Origin of the sequence: Brasilonema sp. UFV-L1 (genome assembly GCF_012912105.1) — a bacterium.
Taxonomy (GTDB): Bacteria; Cyanobacteriota; Cyanobacteriia; order Cyanobacteriales; family Nostocaceae; genus Brasilonema.
Genome location: NZ_QMEA01000053.1, coordinates 59,416 through 76,958 on the forward strand (window position 1 = coordinate 59,416; position 17,543 = coordinate 76,958).

The following is a 17,543-nucleotide window of genomic DNA, read 5'->3' on the forward strand; positions in this document are numbered from 1 at the left end:
ATCAGATGACATTTCATTTTAAAAACTACGCTGTACTATCTTGTACTCTGCTAGCATTGGTCAGCGGATGTTCCATTAACAAATTATTTGCCGTACCTCAAGCAAGTCATTCTAATGATTCTGCAACAAAATTTGAGCTAACAAAAGTAGAGACACAGCCAAAACTAAGTCTAACTCCAAATCATTTAGACAAAGCCATTAACGCCCAAGTTCAGCAATATGTTAAATTGCTGGCAAAAAAAGGATTTCCTAGCAAATTTCAAGGAGTATGGATTCAATCTGACACTCAGCTTTTAGCTCATCATCAGGGTACAGTACCTTTAAGAGCTGCTTCGCTCTCCAAAGTCGCAACAACTCTTGTAGCTTTGGAAACTTTGGGAGCGGAACATCAGTTTGTCACACGGATTGGGACAACCGGATCAATTCAGAACGGAGTGTTAAACGGTGACTTGATTATTGAGGGAGCAGAAGATCCGTTTTTTGTATGGGAAGAAGCCTTTAAAATTGGTCATCTTTTAAATCAACTGGGCATCAAACGAGTCACTGGTAATCTGCTCATTGTGGGTAAATTCTATATGAATTTTAAAGATGATCCACTGACAACAGGAAACTTGCTCAAAGTGGGTTTGAATTCTTCGATTTGGTCAGAAGAAGCGAGAACCCAGTATTTCAGTTTACCAGCAAGTACGCCAAAACCCCAAGTCAGAATTGATGGTACAGTGCAAACTTTGTCTGCATCTCCTAGTAACTTCCAGCCTCTGGTGCGTCATTTTTCTTACCCACTAACTGAACTTCTCAAGAAGATGAATCTCTACAGTAACAATTTCATGGCTGATAAGTTAGCTGATGCGGTTGGTGGAGCTAAAGTAGTCGCACAAAAAGCGGCGCTGACAACAGGCGTGCCAACAACAGAAATTCAACTAGTTAATGGCTCTGGTTTAGCTATAGAAAATCGGATTTCTCCTCGTGCTGTCTGTGCTATGTTCAGGGCTATTGAAAAATATCTCCAGCCTCATAACATGACAGTTGCTGATGTGTTCACCGTTGCAGGACAAGATCAAGGAATTTTAGACAAGCGCCCACTTCCCAAATTTGCGGTGGTGAAGTCGGGGAGCTTTAATAATCTTAGTAACTTAGCAGGAGCTTTACCAACGCAAGAACAGAAAACAGTTTGGTTTGTTATTATGAATGCACAAGGAGAGTCAGACAATCTTAACGCTCAGAGTGAAGCTTCAGGAAAAAACTTGGAGTATTTCCGCACTCAGCAAGATTATCTTTTGCAGAGTTTTGTAGACAAGTGGGGAGCTGTCGAAGCTCAAAGGCGCGAGTTAACACCTAACCCGACAAGAAATAGCAAAACTTCTTATAGTGAAATAGTAATGGGTAAGTCCTAACTCACTATTAGTGTGTAAGAGCGATTGTTCTGTTGTCATTTCTCCCCCTTCCAAAGAAAATGGCAGCAATCGCTCTTTTTCGGTCAAATTAATAACCCCCCTCTTCTTCGTACTCTGGCTGTCTCTCTTTAACTTTTTTGGGAATATTCACTGGCTTTGGTGCCTCATCATCATCCCAGGCATCACGGGCTAAATCATCGTCGTAATCGTCGTATTGGTCAGAGTACGATTTTTTGTTGTAGGAACCGGAGTCATATTTTGGTTGTGCTTGATACTTATCTTTACCTGTTGCCTCACTCCAGTTGTCTTCTTCGTCTTCTTCGTACTGCACAGGCTCATACTGCCGTGCTTTCATAACCTGACGTTCTTGACGTTCTTCTTCGTAGTAGTCCTCATCCCATTCTTGTGCAACAGGTTCGGGTGTACGAATGATTTTTGGCTTGGGTTGTTCTAATGGCACTCCGCTTGGCAGTTGTTTGTCTGGTGTGACTGTACGAGGAGTGTAGGTGGAGTATTCTTCGTCACCATCGCGTTCCCAGGGTGCTCTACCGATACCCAAGCGCTCTAGTAAACCAACTGTTAATTGGGTAACTCGTTCTTCAGCTCCCTCAAAGACTATCAATCTTTTAGGCCCTGTGCTGACGATTTCGTCTACTGAAAATTCATAGGTACTTAAGAATTGGTCGGGAATTTGTGGTAGTCCCAAAGAGGCGATGACAATTGAGTAAAGCTTCCCTGTTTCGGCATCAAACTTGAAGCCCCGCACTTTGCCTAAGACTTCACCAGTTTCTGTAATCACTTCCCAGTTTATCAGGTCGCTATAGATATCAACCTCAACATCGTCAATGACATCCTCGTTATCCACCAGGATGACATCACCGATTTGATTGATGCTGTTGAGGTACATATAGCGTGGTACGCCAGAAATAGAGATCAGGCTGTCTCGCATGCCAAGCGCTACAACCTCTCGCTGATCTACATCAACCCACACCTGACTCACGATTCCTAATCGCTTGCCGTTGTCGCGAGTGATTACCTGGGTGTTTAAAATATCGGAACGTCTAATACTTTGTTCAGAGGTCATTATATACCGAGTCCTGATCTCGAATCCGGTTTATCTATACACTATTATTAACAAAAACTCAAGCTGTTGTTTGGTCAGATTGTAGCTTAATACCCAAAACTTGGGTATGAGCTCCTCTTGCTTGAGTGACGCCTATTGTGCGTTCGGCTGATTCTATCATCGGACGACGCAAACTGACAACAATAAATTGTGCTTGTTGCGCCTGCTGTTTAATCATTTTAGCTAATCGTTCTACGTTTGCCCCATCCAAAAACATATCCACTTCGTCAAATGCATAAAATGGCGACGGACGATAGCGTTGTAAAGCAAAAATAAAGCTCAATGCAGTCAGAGATTTTTCTCCTCCCGACATGGAAGCGAGTCGCTGCACAGGTTTACCTTTGGGATGTGCAACCAAATTTAATCCGCTGTTGAATGGATCTTCTGGATCGTCAAGTTGTAGATATCCATCCCCCTCAGAAAGAACAGCGAAAATTGATTGAAAGTTTTCATTGACAGCATCAAAAGCTTCTTTAAATGCGCGTTGACGCAAGGTAGTAAAGTTCTCAATTCTTAACAGTAATTCAGTGCGCTCTCCTTCTAAAGTTTGCAACTTTTGACTGAGTTCTTCAAGACGTTTTTGGGTGCGCTCATATTGTTCTAATGCCAGCATATTCACAGGTTCCATTGCTTGCAGGCGTTTGGCAAGAGAGCGCAATTCTTTTTGCAATTCTTCTAGATTGACTTTATCTGGTACTTCTGGTAAAGGTGATGGTAATTCCGCTGACATAGTTTGTAATTGAGTTTGCTGTGCTGCGAGTTCCTCGCGACGCGTCTGTTGTGTTTCTTGCAGTTTTTGGAGTTCCCATTCTAATTGTTGCTGACGCGTTGTGTGCGATCGCAATTCTTGTTCTGTTACATCCCGTCTTTGCTTTTCCTCTCCCAAATTTTGTTCCATTTGACTCAAAGCAGCGCGAGTTTCAGAAATCGCAGTGCTGAGTGCTGAATGCTGAGATTGAAGTGCTGTACGTTGATTTTGCTGATTGATTTGCTGTTGATGATATTCTTGAATACGCTGCTCATCTACAGCAATTCTTTCTTGCAAGCGCTGTTGCTGATTTTCCAAATCTTTGAGTCTTTGTTCTGCTTCCCTTAACGCTGTCTCTCTCTGTTGCAATTGTTGCTCTTGAATTTTGATTCTTGCTTGGATTTGTTGCCATTCTTGGGGAGTTTGCGACTGTTCCAACTCAGTCAAGGCGTGACGTAGTTGTTGCAATTGCTGCTCTTGAGGTGGTAATTCCCGAATCAAAATTTCTAAGCGAGATTGGACGGTGGTTAATTTTTCGGTGTTTTGCGAAAGCTGCGATCGCGTTGTTTCCAATTGCGCTGTCAAACTTTTGATCTCTTTGTGCGACTGTTCCAAGCGCAGTTGTTGTTCTCGGCGCGTTTGTCGTGCTTCTGTCACTTCTTGTGTCAGTTGTTTTGTTCTGGAAGAAAGAGAAGAAATTGCCAAACTACAACGTTCCAAAATTCTTTCTATATCCATCAACCGACTTTTTAAAGAAGAAACCTCCTCAGATTCCCCAGATTCCACCGTACCAAACCGTAACGATGAACGCTGGTTCGTACTACCACCAGTCATAGCACCGCTGGTTTCCAATAATTCCCCATCTAAAGTGACAATCCGATAAAGTCCCAAATGCTGACGCGCGTCAGCGAGATTTGCAAAGACGACTGTGTTCCCAAAAACGTAGTTGAACACATCCCGATAGCGGCGATCGCACTCAATCAAATTCACAGCATAATTTACAAAACCATTCGCATATCGCAGCGTAAAATCTTGAGTAAATTTGGGAGCTTGAATTTTATTCAGCGGTAAAAAAGTCGCTCGTCCACCGCGTTTTTGTTTCAGCAGTTCAATTCCTGCGGCGGCGATGCTGTCATCTTCGACAACAATATGCCCCAAACGCGCCCCAGCAGAAGTTTCCAAAGCTAATTGATAGCGGGGTTCCACACGTCCTAACTGCACGACTAATCCACAAACTCCGGGCATACCTGATTGTAGAATAATCTTGCTTGCTTGGGTTCCTTGGACTTCCTGCTGTGCTGCTTGTTGCGCCTCTAGTTTATCTAATTGGCGTTGTTTCTCTCGTTGTTCTTGCAAGAGGCGCTTTTGAGTTTCCTGTTGAATATGTAGTTCTTGTTCAGTTGCGGACAGAGTTTGAGCTAAATTTTGAATTGGTTCATCAGACGTGTTAAATTCTGTTTCAACTTGTGTACACTCAGCTTGTTTTTCTGCTAGCTGAGGTTCTAAAGTTTGAACAAGTTCGGTTTGTTCTTGAATTTGCTGCTGGAGTTGGTTGTTACGTTCTCGCAGTTGTGCTTGTTCAGTACGCTGAGGTTCAACAGTTTGCAGCAAAGTTTCAATTTGGCGATTCAATGCTGTTTGTTGCTGTACCCAAGCTTCTGAGGCGGAAGCAATTTGAGCTGCGGCTTCACGGGAGTTTTCTAATTCTTGTTGCGTTTCATCTCGTTCGATTCGTCGTAAGGTGATGAATTGCGTTTGTTCAACTTGTTGTTGTGCGAGTTGTTCTAAAGAATGTTGATGCTGTTGAATTTCTTCTTGAGTGTGTTGGAGGCGTTTGAGTGTTTCTTGTGCGGCTGTTTCTAATTCTTTTTGCTGACGTTGCAGCTGCTTACGTTCTGCTTCTTGGGTGGCTAGGGTAGATTGTACCGCTAAAAGTTCTTCTTCTCCCAAGGCTTTGACATGGGCGTTGAGTTGTTCAAGTTCGGCAGTTTTTTGGGTGATTTGTGAGTTGAGAGTGGTGAGTTGAGTTGTGAGTTCAGCACAAGTGCGATCGCCAATTTGAATTTGTGTCGCTAATTTTTCATGCTGTGCTTGTAGGGAACGCCATGATAAAACAGCTTCCCATTGTTGTTTATCTTGAAATTCACTGCGGAGTCTTTGGTATTTTTCAGCTTTGGCGCGATCTTGAGATAGGCGATCGCGTTGTGAGATTAATTCTGTCTCAACAATACGACAGCTGTCTTCCTTTTCCTTGACTTGATCTAAAGTTTCTTTCGCCTGGTTGATTTTGCGATCAAACGCCGCCACCCCTGCTAATTCATCAATAATTTCTCGTCTTTCGCGGGGGTTCATTGAGATAATGCTGGTGACGTCTCCTTGCAGGACAACGTTGTACCCTTCCGGATAAACACGTAAATTTTCTAATTCTTCGTGTAACTCACTGAGAGTGCAGGAGACACCATTAATGTAGTAATTCGATGTATAAGTTCCTTGCTGGGTAACTCGAAGCCTTCTAGTGACACTCCACTCACTACCTGGTTTTGCCCGTATATTTTCTTTATGATTTCTTTTATCTTCACTTTCGTCTGGTGCTTCCTCTGTTTCCTCTGTTTCTTCATCTTCAACAATGGAGACGACAGGAGAGATATCCTCAAACTCATCATCAAGCTTATGGTCTGACAAATCAAACGTGACTGTGACAGAAGCTTCGACAGCGGAACGAGATTTGCCCCTTTGAGTCGTGTTGACTAAATCAGGGAGGCGATCGGCACGCATTCCCTTAGAACTCGCAAGCCCCAAGCAAAACAGCAATGAGTCTAGAATATTCGATTTACCGGAACCATTAGGTCCAGAAATGACAGTAAACTCCGGCATTAAGGGGACAGAGGTTGTACCGCCGAAGGATTTGAAATTCGTGAGTTCTACGCGCTTTATATGAACCATCGCGCTGTTTTACTGGGCCTTTAGAAGTTCAAGTGTATCAATAAAAGCTCTCAACAGGTTAGCATAGACGGACTCGCAACTTTATGTTAAGTTTCCTGGGTGCTGATATGCTTTTGTTCATCGAACGTTTTTGGAATATTTTTGCGCTTGATTCTTCAAATTTAGCAAAACGAGATATTTCTTTTCATCCACGAGATTTAGATCCCCGACTTCGCAGAAGTTGTCGGGGATGTTGTTTTTTACGAATGATTTAGGAATGTCAGCGAGTGTTTGGAACTCGTCAGCGAGTGTTTATAACTCGTCAGCGAGTGTTTGGAACTCGTCAGCGAGTGTTTGGAACTCGTCAGCGAGTGTTTGAGTTACATCCAGAAATAGCGGCGATGGTTGATATCCTTGAAGGAGAGGGAAAGATTTTAGCTATGCTAAAAGCGAGAGTGAGGTGAAAAGCGACGATGTACACTACCGTAGAGTTACGGTGAAGCTACTGTATATAATTGCTTTGTGAGAACTTTTATGCCTTCGCCATTTCCAGGGTTGGGCTTTTACCTAGAAAAATCTGCCAGCCTCCGGAAAAATCGCCCCATGAAAAGTTATTCTTTTTGTATACCAGTTGACGAGGTCTTACACGTAAGAAATGGAGCCAGCCTTATTACTTCGAGTATTCGTGACGCCAACACAGATAAACATTACAAAGGCTGGCTCCATTTCTAGGGGACAAATGCGTGACAATTGGGGCGATTTTTCCGCTTCAACGTTGGCTCTAAACCCGTTACTTGTAATGAGGCACCGCAGTTTTTCCGGGTTTGATGAAACGGATGAACCCGTATTTAGAAAATCCTGCATTATGGCAGAAAGTCCATAAGCGCTTGATAGTTGCAATTTCAGATTTTCTTTCTCCCCAACTACGTCCTAAATATATAGTGGACATCGAAGAACGAGTTTATCAAACAAGTGGAGAAGATTCTTTGTTAGTGGGTATTCCTGATGTCACAGTGCAACGTCAGTTAAAGACAACTAGCCCACAAACAACTAATGTCGTCGCCTCACCTCCAGCCCAAGTTATAACTGTGACAATTCCCACACCTGAAACTGTTAGGGAAAGTTATTTGGAAGTGCGAGAAGTGACGACGCGAGAAGTGGTGACAGTCATTGAAGTTCTTTCTCCTAAAAATAAACGTTCAGGAGAAGGACGTAAAGCATATGAAAGAAAGCGTCAGAGAGTGCTGGGAAGTTTCACCAACTTAGTTGAGATTGACTTGCTGCGAGATGGCAAACCCATGTTGATTTTCAACAATGATATTCAAAGTGATTATCGAATTTTAATAAGTCGGGGAGAATATCGCCCCAAAGCTGATTTATATGCTTTTAACTTACAAAATATGATTCCTTCTTTTCCCCTACCATTGCGTTCAGAAGATATTGAACCATCGCTTAATTTACAAAATTTAATAAGTGAAATCTATGACCGTGCCAGTTATGATTTAGTCATAGATTATAGCAAAGAACCAGTACCACCACTATCAGAAGCAAATGTTGTATGGAATGATGCTTGGTTACGTCAGCAAGGACTTCGAGAAAAATGAAAATGAAGAGTTACAACAATGGCATCTCCATTTCTTGGAATGAACCCTGATTTAGAACATCCTGAATTATTTCCAGCATTTCACCACTGGTTAATTATTGAAAAAGCAACCAGGTGTCAATATGCAAGCACTTGACTCCCGTCTGATATGGCTATTTGTTATCGGTTTCTTGACTGTACTGGTTAATAATTGTCTGAGTTTTATTCTCAATCAATTATCTGACATATATAAATGGAAAGATGTTATCCCGAATCATTTCATCTGGCTGTTGGCGTTAGTATTATCTTTACTGTTTGCTTATCTGACTTGGCTGGCTATTAAACTCCAGGCTAATCCCAGCAGTGGAACAACATCAAGCAAGACAGTTTCTCCTCAAGTGCTACAAGATTGGCGACGTAAGTTGTTGAGGGTTGTGAAAGGCGATGTTGATGAACGCTTAGAAAAATCATTATACAATCAAGTCCTAATTCCTCTGGACATGGATGAACAGGGAAGGCAGTCACTGATTTCCCAAGCGGGAAATACAAATAAGCAAGTCAGTTCGCAATCAGGTGCTGGTAAAGGTGGTTTTTTAAAACTTAACTTTTTTAACTTTAATTTGATTTAGAGAAGAAACGGACAAAATACTCAGCTACCTCCAGAGACAAAAATTGTTGATGTTTTTCATCAGGAAGATGGGAAATTGTTGATTCTGGGTGCGCCAGGTTCAGGCAAAACTACGCTACTGCTGCAACTGGCGCAAGATTTAATTGACGACGCCCAAAAAGCAGACAGAATTTTTGATTGAAAAGATGCAGCCCACTTGGTTAGAAAATACTCGTCATAAATGGCTATATAGAGTTGCTGTAGGGCTGATTTCAGGGCTGATTTTTGGGCTGATTTCTGGGCTAAAAACTGATATTAAAAATAGAAAAATTCCCAATCAAGGTGTTTGACAGTCAGCGAAAAATGGAGTCATTATTACTCTGATTGTCACCCTAGTATTTGCATTCGTTACTGTACTACTTTCGCTAACACTAGGAAGAACATTAGAACCAGTCATAATAATTTATGGACTTGTTTTAGGGTTAACTTTTGGCTTTATTTTTGGTGGTATTCCTGTCATCCAACATTGCATTCTGCGCTTCATTCTCTGGCAAAGTGGCTCTAGTCCTCGCAGCTATAAACACTTCCTTGGTTATGCAGCTGAACGAGGGTTTATCCTACAAAATGGTGGACGCTATCGCTTCATTCACGACTTGCTACGAGAGCATTTTGCGAAGATGTAAGATTGTGTTATGAGTAGATAAATAATAAGGTAAATTATGCAACTAGAAGATTACTTTGACTTTCAACGCCCCGATGATATCCGCGTCAAAGGTACAAGGGTAGGAATTGAAACTATTCTTTACGAGTACATTCATCGCGCTCGAACTCCAGAGGAGATTGCAAACATTTACACATCATTAACTTTAGAACAAGTTTATGCAACAATTCTTTACTACCTGCATAATAAAGAAGCGGTAAGCGCTTATATAGCTGATTGGTTGGAGTGGAGTCATAGGGCGCGGGAAGAACAGCGACGTAATCCTCCACCAGTTGTCGTCAAACTGATGAAGTTAAAAGCCGAAAGAGAAGCAATGAAAAAAGCAAATGACTCTCAAATATCTGCTGGATGAAAATGTTGCTCCTCTTTATCAGGTTCAACTTCGACGACAAAAACCTGATTTAGTTATCTGGGTAATTGGAGAACCTGGTACTCTTCCTAAAAGCACCTTAGATCCAGAGATATTATGCTGGTGTGAGGAGCATGACTTCCTGCTGGTTACAAATAACCGTAAATCTATGCCTGTACATTTGGTTGAACATATAAATCAAGGTCGTCATATACCAGGCATTTTTATTTTAAATGATAAATTAACTATCGAGCAGAACATTGATGAGTTAATTTTAATTGCGGAAGCGTCTTTTGATGGTGAATATCAAGACCAAATTGTTCATCTACCGCTACCCTAATTCTAGAATCATAAACGAATGCTTACAAATCTAAACGCAAGCGAGCTAAGATTGAAAGACGTTCAACAGCTTTTTAAATTTGAAGAGCAGTTCAATGACTTATTTACGTCCTTACTATTCTTAGAAAATCTTACAGAATTTGAACAGCAAGAATTACAGACAATTCGCAACCTTTTTCGCGAATACTACTCAGAGGGTAAAATTTCAGAAGGACAAATCAAATTTCTCTTTCTTGCTCCTTTGCTGAAATTAGCTGGCTTTTATCATCCCAGTATAAAGATAACTCTGGAAGAAAATATTGCTGATATCTCTGTTGAAGATGAAGACACTCTCATCAAAGGACGGATGGATATTTTGGCTGTTAACAAGACGCAGGGAAGAACAATATCGACACCATTTTGGATATTGGTAATTGAATCTAAAAATAGTAGTCTGAACGCCTCGGAGGGGTTGCCACAATTGCTCACTTATGCACATACAAGTTTAGAGCATCAAACCTCCGTTTGGGGATTGACTAGCAATGGTATGGATTATCAGTTTGTTTATATCCAGCAAGGCAATCCACCGACTTATCAAGTATTGCCAAAATTAGATATAACTCGCGCTGAATCGTCAAGTAAATTGCTGCAAGTCCTAAAAGCAATTTGTTTACAGTATAACGCCCAGTAATGCTTCAGATTGCTTTGTCAATGGAGTGATAGCTCATATCTTTAGATTTGCTTGTTCATTAAAGTTTTTGTCTCTCCATACTGAAGAACTGGTAGTGACACAATGAAAAAGTCACAATAGAAGATACAGGCTGTATATAATGAAGCCTTGCCTTAAATATGGAGTTGGTTATCAGTGGTATTACAAGTACAAACAAGTACCTACGAAGCGAAAACTCAAGAAATTGCTAAACAGCTTCTAGCCGCGACACAGGAAAATCGTTCGTTCTTTGGTGCGTTGCGGGAACAAATGCGCTGGGATGACAAGTTACTTGCTTGGGCGATGAGTAATCCTGGATTGCGGGTGCAATTGTTTCGCTTTATTGATACTCTTCCGGCTTTACGCAGTAAACCAGAAATTGCAGCTCATTTACAAGAATATTTGGGTGATGAGTCGGTAGAATTACCTGCAGCCCTCAAGGGAATGTTGGGCTTTGCTAATCCTGATTCTATGCCTGGACAAGTCGCTGCGACAACTGTTTCCACAGGTGTAGAAACTTTAGCTCATAAATATATTTCGGGAGAAAATATTAAACAGGCGCTGAAGACTATTGAGCGACTGCGTAAGGAAAAAATGGCTTTCACTGTAGATTTATTAGGTGAGGCTGTGATTACTGAAGCAGAAGCGCAATCTTATTTGGAACGCTATCTAGATTTGATGCAACAATTGGTGGAAGCGTCGAAGAGTTGGACGCCAGTTCCTTTGATTGATGAAGCTGATGGACAAAGTTTGCCAAAAGTCCAGGTTTCTGTGAAGTTAACGGCTTTTTATTCTCAGTTTGACCCGTTGGATGCTAAAGGTAGTGAAGAACGGGTGAGCGATCGCATTCGCACTCTGTTACGTCGTGCGAAAGAACTAGGTGCTGCTGTTCATTTTGACATGGAACAGTATGCTTACAAAGATATCACTTTCAGCATTCTCAAAAAACTTTTAATAGAAGATGAGTTTCGCTCTCGTACAGATATTGGTATGACAATCCAAGCTTATCTACGTGATAGCGAGCAAGATGCACAAAAGTTGATTGATTGGGCAAAACAGCGCGGTTATCCGATAACAATTCGTTTGGTGAAAGGCGCGTATTGGGATCAAGAAACTATTAAAGCAGAGCAGAAGCATTGGCAACAGCCTGTTTATAATGATAAAGCTGCGACGGATGCAAATTTTGAGACGATAACTCAGTTATTGCTAGAGAATTATCAATATGTGTATGCTGCGATTGGTAGTCATAACGTGCGATCGCAAGCTCATGCAATTGCAATAGCGCAAAGTTTAAATGTCCCTCGCCGTTGCTTTGAGATGCAAGTTCTCTATGGTATGGGGGATAAATTAGCAAAGGCGTTGGTTGATAGAGGTTATCGGGTTCGAGTTTATTGTCCTTATGGGGAACTGCTTCCAGGAATGGCGTATCTGATTCGCCGGTTGTTAGAGAATACGGCGAATAGTTCGTTTTTGCGACAAAATCTGGAGAATCGTCCGATTGAGGAGTTATTAGCGCCGCCTGTGGTGGAACAAGCAGACAAGCAAACAAACAGACAAGAAGAAAATCCTTCATTCTTCCTTGGCGCTGCGGATACTGATTATGCTGAAGAGGAGGAGAGGAAAGAGGCTAATCAAGCTTTCCAAAAGGTTCGTCAGCAACTTGGAAAAACTTATCTCCCTCTTATCAACGGTGAGTATGTTCAGACGCAGCAAGTTGTAGATTCTGTGAATCCCTCGAATTTTAGTGAGGTGGTTGGTAAGGTTGGACTCCTCAGTGTAGAACAAGCGCAACAAGCGATGCAAGCTGCAAAGGCTGCATTTCCTGCTTGGCGCAAAACACCTGTAAGAGAACGTGCTGGAATTTTACGAAAAGCGGCTGATTTGATGGAACAACGCCGCGCTGAACTTTCAGTTTGGATAGTTTTGGAAGTCGGGAAGCCAGTGCGGGAGGCAGATGCTGAGGTTTCGGAGGCGATAGATTTTTGTCGCTACTATGCCTCGGAGATGGAACGGTTGGAGCAGGGGTACAATTATGATGTTGCTGGTGAAACTAATCGTTATGTTTACCAGCCTCGGGGAATTGCTGTGGTGATTTCTCCTTGGAATTTCCCTCTGGCGATCGCAACAGGAATGACAGTTGCTGCTTTGGTTACAGGAAATTGTACTTTGCTCAAACCTGCGGAAACATCTTCTGTGATTGCCGCGAAGCTAACAGAAGTTCTGGTTGATGCTGGAATTCCTAAAGGTGTTTTTCAATATGTTCCTGGTAAGGGTTCCCAGGTTGGTTCTTATCTGGTGAATCACAAAGATACTCATGTGATTGCTTTTACTGGTTCACAAGAGGTGGGGTGTCGAATTTACGCAGAGGCGGCAGTTGTTCAACCTGGTCAAAAGCATATGAAACGGGTCATTGCTGAGATGGGTGGAAAGAACGCCATCATTGTAGATGAAAGTGCTGATTTAGACCAAGCTGTTGTTGGGGTGGTGCAGTCGGCGTTTGGTTATAGCGGACAAAAATGTTCTGCTTGTTCGCGAGTGGTGGTGTTGGAACCGATATATGATACTTTTGTCGAGCGGTTCGTGGAAGCAACGAAATCGCTCAATATTGGGGAGACAGAGTTACCGAGTACTCAAGTTGGACCAGTGATTGATGCTAATGCACGCTCGCGCATTCGTGAGTATATCGAAAAAGGTAAGGCAGAAGCAAAAGTCGCTTTGGAAATGTCAGCACCAGATAACGGGTATTTTATCGGTCCTGTTATTTTTAAAAACGTACCACCAAATGGAACTATTGCTCAAGAAGAAATTTTTGGTCCTGTGGTGGCGGTGATTAAGGTGAAGAATTTTAATGAGGCGCTGGAAGTTGCTAACGGAACTAACTATGCTTTGACTGGGGGAGTTTATTCTAGAACTCCTTCGCACATCCAGAAGGCGCAAGATGAGTTTGAAGTTGGGAATTTGTACATCAACCGCAATATTACGGGTGCTATAGTCGCACGACAACCGTTTGGTGGTTTTAAACTTTCTGGTGTTGGTTCTAAGGCGGGAGGACCGGATTACCTGCTACAATTCACCGAACCGCGTACGATAACGGAGAATATTCAACGTCAAGGTTTTGCGCCGATTGAGGGAGCAGAGTAATAATTCAAAATTCAAAATTCAAAATTCAAAATTAAAGACAACAGGAGTAGAGTAAGTTAGTAGGGTGGGCAAGATTGCCCACCTTATTTTATTATCGAACCGCGAAGACGCAAAGAGCGCGAAGGAATTTCAATGAAGGATATCATTGTTAGAGTTGCTGATTGGTATGAGGAGTTGTCAGCAATTCAAGCAATCAGGAAGTCTGTTTTTCAGGAGGAACAAGGAGTAGAACCTGATTTAGATTTTGATGGGGAAGATGAAACATCCCAGCAGTTGATTGCTTGTTTGAATGGGGAGTATGTGGGAACTGCTAGGATTAGATATTTGGATGGAAACATCGCGAAGATTGAAAGGCTTGCTGTTTTACCCGTGGCTAGAAGGTATGGTGTTGGGAGGAAACTTATGGAAAAGGCAATGGAAGTTATAGCTGATAAAAATATTCCGGAAGTTGTGATTCATGCACAGGAATATGTGAAAGGTTTATATCAACAGTTGGGTTTTCAGCAAGAAGGAGAGGTTTTTGAAGAGGGTGGCATTCGCCATGTGAAAATGAGGAAGAAATTTAATCCGTGAACTGGGAAGTACCTTAATCCACAATCGTATGACTTCACTGACTTTGGTCATTGGTAACAAAAACTATTCTTCTTGGTCGCTGCGCCCGTGGCTAGCGATGAAGCAGATGGGGCTGGAGTTTACAGAAATTCGCATTCCGCTTTATCAAGTTGGTTCCTCGGCGCAAGTGCGGCGTTATTCACCATCCGGTAAGGTACCCGTGTTACTCCACGACGAAATCACGGTTTGGGATTCGCTAGCGATTTTAGAGTACTTAATTGAACAGTTTCCAGCTTTGCCTTGGTTACCCCTTGCAGCAAGACCGAGGGCGATCGCTCGTTCCATTTCTGCACAGATGCACTCCAGCTTTGCCGATTTGCGCCACCATATGCCAATGAACATTCGCGCCTACGTTCCAGGTGGCACAGTACCTGCCTCCGTGCAAGCCGATATTACCAGTATTACAACCATTTGGCGCGAATGTCGAGAAGCATTTGGCATGGGCGGAAGTTTTTTGTTTGGCGCATTCACAATTGCAGATGCCATGTATGCCCCTGTGGTGACTCGGTTTATGACCTATGGTGTGCAGCTTGACTCGGTTTGCAGCACCTATGCAGAAGCAATTCTGGCACTTCCTGCCATGCAAGATTGGATGACTGCTGCCAAACACGAAACGGAAACTAATGAAAGCTATACAAACCCACCCAATTGATTAACTTGGTACTGTAAAAAGAATCTGTCTCGGTTGCCCTTTCAAGATCAGCTGTTCCACATCTAATTTGCATAAAATGTAAAGATGATTGCTAAAGACAAGCACAATAGGTTTAACAGCTTACTGATACTTGGGATAATTTGGTTATTAGGGGCGTTGTGCGATCGCCTTTGGTTCGCCTTAGACCATTCTATCCCCGCTTGGGATCAGGCAGACTATTTAACTGGTACTTTAAATTATTGGCGAGTCTTACAAAATCCTCAGTGGTGGAACCAAGAGTGGTGGCAAAGTTTTTGGCTACTTTCTTCCAAAATACCGCCATTAACTTACATCGTGACAGCTGTTGTTCAGAATATCTTTGGAACTGGACCAGATCAAGCAACTCTGGTTATGTTGTTGTTTAGTGCAATTTTACTCGGTTCTGTGTATGGATTGGGCGCAGCGCTGTTTAGTCAGACTGTCGGTTTGTGGGCTGCTGCACTATGTCAAGTTTTACCTGCTTTGTATCAGCTTCGTTTAGAATTTCTTTTGGATTATCCTCTTGCAGCAGTTGTGACTTTGAGTTTCTTTTGCCTCACCGTTTGGCGGAATTTTGGAACCGCAGAGGCAACAGAGACGCAGAGGAGGATTTTTGACTGGTTTTGGGCTGCAGCCTTTGGCTTAACGTTAGGGTTGGCGTTGATGGTAAAGCAAACGGCGTTGTTTTTTCTGTTGACACCGATTATCTGGGTTGGGGTGGGTACGTTACGTCATCGGCGTTGGGGACAGTTGGTACAATTACTAGGCGCTTTGTGTTTATCGGTGTTGGTTTTTGGTTCCTGGTATCGCACGAATTGGCTTCTCATCCTCACTTCTGGTAAGCGGGCGACGATTGATTCTGCGATCGCTGAAGGTGAAGCACCCCTTAACACCCTAAAAGCCTGGACTTATTATTGGCATCAATTACCTCATCAAGTCTCTGTTCCTTTGTTGTTGGTGCCTATATTGGCGTTACTCCTATATTGGGGTTACTCAGGATTTGAAAAACAGGACACGCGAACAACTAAGATGAGGAAGATGAGAGAGAAATTTTTTACTTCCTCATCTCCCTCATCTCCCCCTGAAGCATCTTCACTCAAATGGTTGATAATTTTCTTCGTTGGTGCTTATTTGCTGTCATCATTAAATATGAACAAAGATGACCGCTATGTGTTGCCATATTTACCGGTTGTATCAATACTTTTATCGTATGGGTTGACGCGTTTTTCTAGTCTTATCGGACGTCGTGTTTTGGTGGGTACTTTTAGTTTGGCAGTCGTCTTAATGTTGCTCAATCTGTTTCCGGTAGGAGGTTTTGTTGGTGGTTGGGTGACACAAGTCTTGAGTCCTAATGCTCAACATTTTCCTTATATGAAACCAGAGTTACCTCATCGACAGGTGATTGCCCAAATTATCCAAACAGAACCGTACTTGCGTTCTACTCTGGGAGTTTTACCATCAACGGCAGAAATTAACCAACACAATTTCAATTATTACGGAGCGCTACAAAACTTTCAAGTTTACGGTCGTCAGGTGGGAACCAGGAAGAAGTATGTTGAACAAGATGCGCGATCGCTCTCGTGGTTCCTCACGAAAACTCTTGAACAAGGACCAGTCAAAGACGCTCAAGCTGCTATAGTTAAGACTGTTGAGCAAGGTGCTGATTTTCAACTCAATAAGTCTTGGAATTTACCTGATGGCAGTCTTCTCAAGCTTTATCATCAGAAAACCCCAACGGTAGAGGTAAAACACACTTCACAAAACAACTCACAAACCAGAATTGCCCTCTCACAAGTCATAGTACCAGAAAAAGTTCCGCCAGGAGTCCCAGTACCTGTAAACTATCAGTGGTCTGGTTCTTGGGATGAATTACAACACGGTTTAGTGCTACTGACTTGGCATAGAAACGCTCAGTTAATACCTAACACTAATAGTTGGATACATGATCATGGTATCGCGATGGGAGCTTTGCATTCTGGTGCAAAAAAACCTGAAGGGACATTTCAAGTGATTGAAAAGATGGCGATGCTACCTCCTTCTACCGTAACACCAGGAATTTATACGCTTGAGGCGATTTACCTCAATAGACTATCTGGAAAAAGTTATCCTGTGTCGGTACCGAAAGTCACACTGCAAATCGAGCCTCAAGCCACTGCCATACAAGCACCAGAATTAGATTTAGTGACTCAGCTAGAGACTTTAGGCGCTCAATTACCCAAAGGAACTGAAGCTGTCAGTCAAGTGTTTGAGGAAGTAGGACGTATTAACCAATACGACCCTATTCAGGATTATTTGGTACAAGCAAGACTCACTTTAGAATATCGATTGCAACACTTCACCCCAAACCGGGATTGGGCATATGCTTTGGCTTTAGCAAATGTGTTGCAGCGCCGGGTGGATGGAGCTGTTGCATCTCTCAAACTCCTGACTCAGTTAGATCCAGAAAACCCTTATGCTCACGCTTATCTCGCATTTGTCCAACTCTACAACTGGCAGCCACTAGCAGCCCAAAAGTCCCTCGAACCGAGTTTAGCCAAAAACCCCAATTTACCAGAATTCAGAGCTCTTTCAGGGGTTGCTGCTCTTATGCAAGGCGATTTTGTCAAAGCATGGAAAGACTTGTCAATCTTGACAAAGTAGGCAATCC

General features: G+C 42.5%; 15 protein-coding genes. 13 read left to right on the forward strand and 2 right to left on the reverse strand.

Going from position 1 to position 17,543, the window contains the following annotated elements:
• The first annotated feature begins 5 nt into the window (after positions 1-5).
• A complete protein-coding gene (locus DP117_RS16655; RefSeq protein ID WP_169219404.1) occupies positions 6-1,394 on the forward strand; it encodes a D-alanyl-D-alanine carboxypeptidase in 1,389 nt (462 codons plus the stop codon).
• A gap of 88 nt (positions 1,395-1,482) precedes the next feature.
• Here the strand turns inward: DP117_RS16655 and DP117_RS16660 are convergent, their stop codons facing one another.
• Positions 1,483-2,478, reverse strand: a complete 996-nt coding sequence (locus tag DP117_RS16660; protein ID WP_169219405.1) for a PRC-barrel domain-containing protein — start codon at positions 2,476-2,478, stop codon at positions 1,483-1,485.
• 58 nt (positions 2,479-2,536) lie between these two features.
• Positions 2,537-6,208 (reverse strand): chromosome segregation protein SMC, encoded by a 3,672-nt coding sequence (gene smc, locus DP117_RS16665; protein ID WP_169219406.1) that lies wholly within the window; start codon positions 6,206-6,208, stop codon positions 2,537-2,539.
• 266 nt (positions 6,209-6,474) lie between these two features.
• On the opposite strand from smc, the gene DP117_RS16670 reads away from it, so the two are divergent.
• The 12 genes from DP117_RS16670 (at position 6,475) to DP117_RS16730 (ending at position 17,536) form a co-directional block, all read left to right on the forward strand.
• Complete coding sequence (locus DP117_RS16670; protein ID WP_169219407.1) at positions 6,475-6,651, forward strand: hypothetical protein; 177 nt, start codon at positions 6,475-6,477, stop codon at positions 6,649-6,651.
• A 360-nt stretch (positions 6,652-7,011) separates the two neighbouring features.
• Entirely contained in the window at positions 7,012-7,791 is a 780-nt protein-coding gene (locus tag DP117_RS16675; protein WP_282440292.1) for a DUF4058 family protein, read from the forward strand.
• Between the two features lie 18 nt (positions 7,792-7,809).
• Positions 7,810-7,926: a DUF4058 family protein gene (locus DP117_RS16680; RefSeq protein WP_248277689.1), complete on the forward strand. Its 117-nt coding sequence runs from the start codon at positions 7,810-7,812 to the stop codon at positions 7,924-7,926.
• On the forward strand, positions 7,913-8,398 hold the full coding sequence (locus DP117_RS16685) for a hypothetical protein (RefSeq protein ID WP_169219409.1): 486 nt from the start codon (positions 7,913-7,915) through the stop codon (positions 8,396-8,398). Before DP117_RS16680 ends, DP117_RS16685 begins: the two co-directional genes overlap by 14 nt.
• 142 nt (positions 8,399-8,540) lie before the next feature.
• The gene (locus DP117_RS16695; protein WP_169219410.1) at positions 8,541-8,726 is read left to right on the forward strand and encodes a hypothetical protein; all 186 of its coding nucleotides are present in this window, start codon (positions 8,541-8,543) and stop codon (positions 8,724-8,726) included.
• A 369-nt stretch (positions 8,727-9,095) separates the two neighbouring features.
• The gene (locus DP117_RS16700; RefSeq protein WP_169219411.1) at positions 9,096-9,449 is read left to right on the forward strand and encodes a DUF433 domain-containing protein; all 354 of its coding nucleotides are present in this window, start codon (positions 9,096-9,098) and stop codon (positions 9,447-9,449) included.
• Entirely contained in the window at positions 9,424-9,786 is a 363-nt protein-coding gene (locus DP117_RS16705; protein ID WP_169219412.1) for a DUF5615 family PIN-like protein, read from the forward strand. Before DP117_RS16700 ends, DP117_RS16705 begins: the two co-directional genes overlap by 26 nt.
• A gap of 18 nt (positions 9,787-9,804) precedes the next feature.
• Positions 9,805-10,455 carry a restriction endonuclease subunit R gene (locus tag DP117_RS16710; protein ID WP_169219413.1) on the forward strand — a complete coding sequence of 217 codons (651 nt, stop codon included), beginning with the start codon at positions 9,805-9,807 and terminating at the stop codon, positions 10,453-10,455.
• Between the two features lie 174 nt (positions 10,456-10,629).
• On the forward strand, positions 10,630-13,614 hold the full coding sequence (pruA, locus tag DP117_RS16715) for an L-glutamate gamma-semialdehyde dehydrogenase (RefSeq protein ID WP_169219414.1): 2,985 nt from the start codon (positions 10,630-10,632) through the stop codon (positions 13,612-13,614).
• A gap of 132 nt (positions 13,615-13,746) precedes the next feature.
• Complete coding sequence (locus DP117_RS16720; RefSeq protein WP_169219415.1) at positions 13,747-14,187, forward strand: GNAT family N-acetyltransferase; 441 nt, start codon at positions 13,747-13,749, stop codon at positions 14,185-14,187.
• 28 nt (positions 14,188-14,215) lie between these two features.
• Positions 14,216-14,878, forward strand: coding sequence for a glutathione S-transferase family protein (locus DP117_RS16725; protein WP_169219416.1), 663 nt, complete (start codon positions 14,216-14,218; stop codon positions 14,876-14,878).
• An 84-nt stretch (positions 14,879-14,962) separates the two neighbouring features.
• Complete coding sequence (locus DP117_RS16730) at positions 14,963-17,536, forward strand: glycosyltransferase family 39 protein (protein WP_169219417.1); 2,574 nt, start codon at positions 14,963-14,965, stop codon at positions 17,534-17,536.
• Positions 17,537-17,543 lie beyond the last annotated feature (7 nt).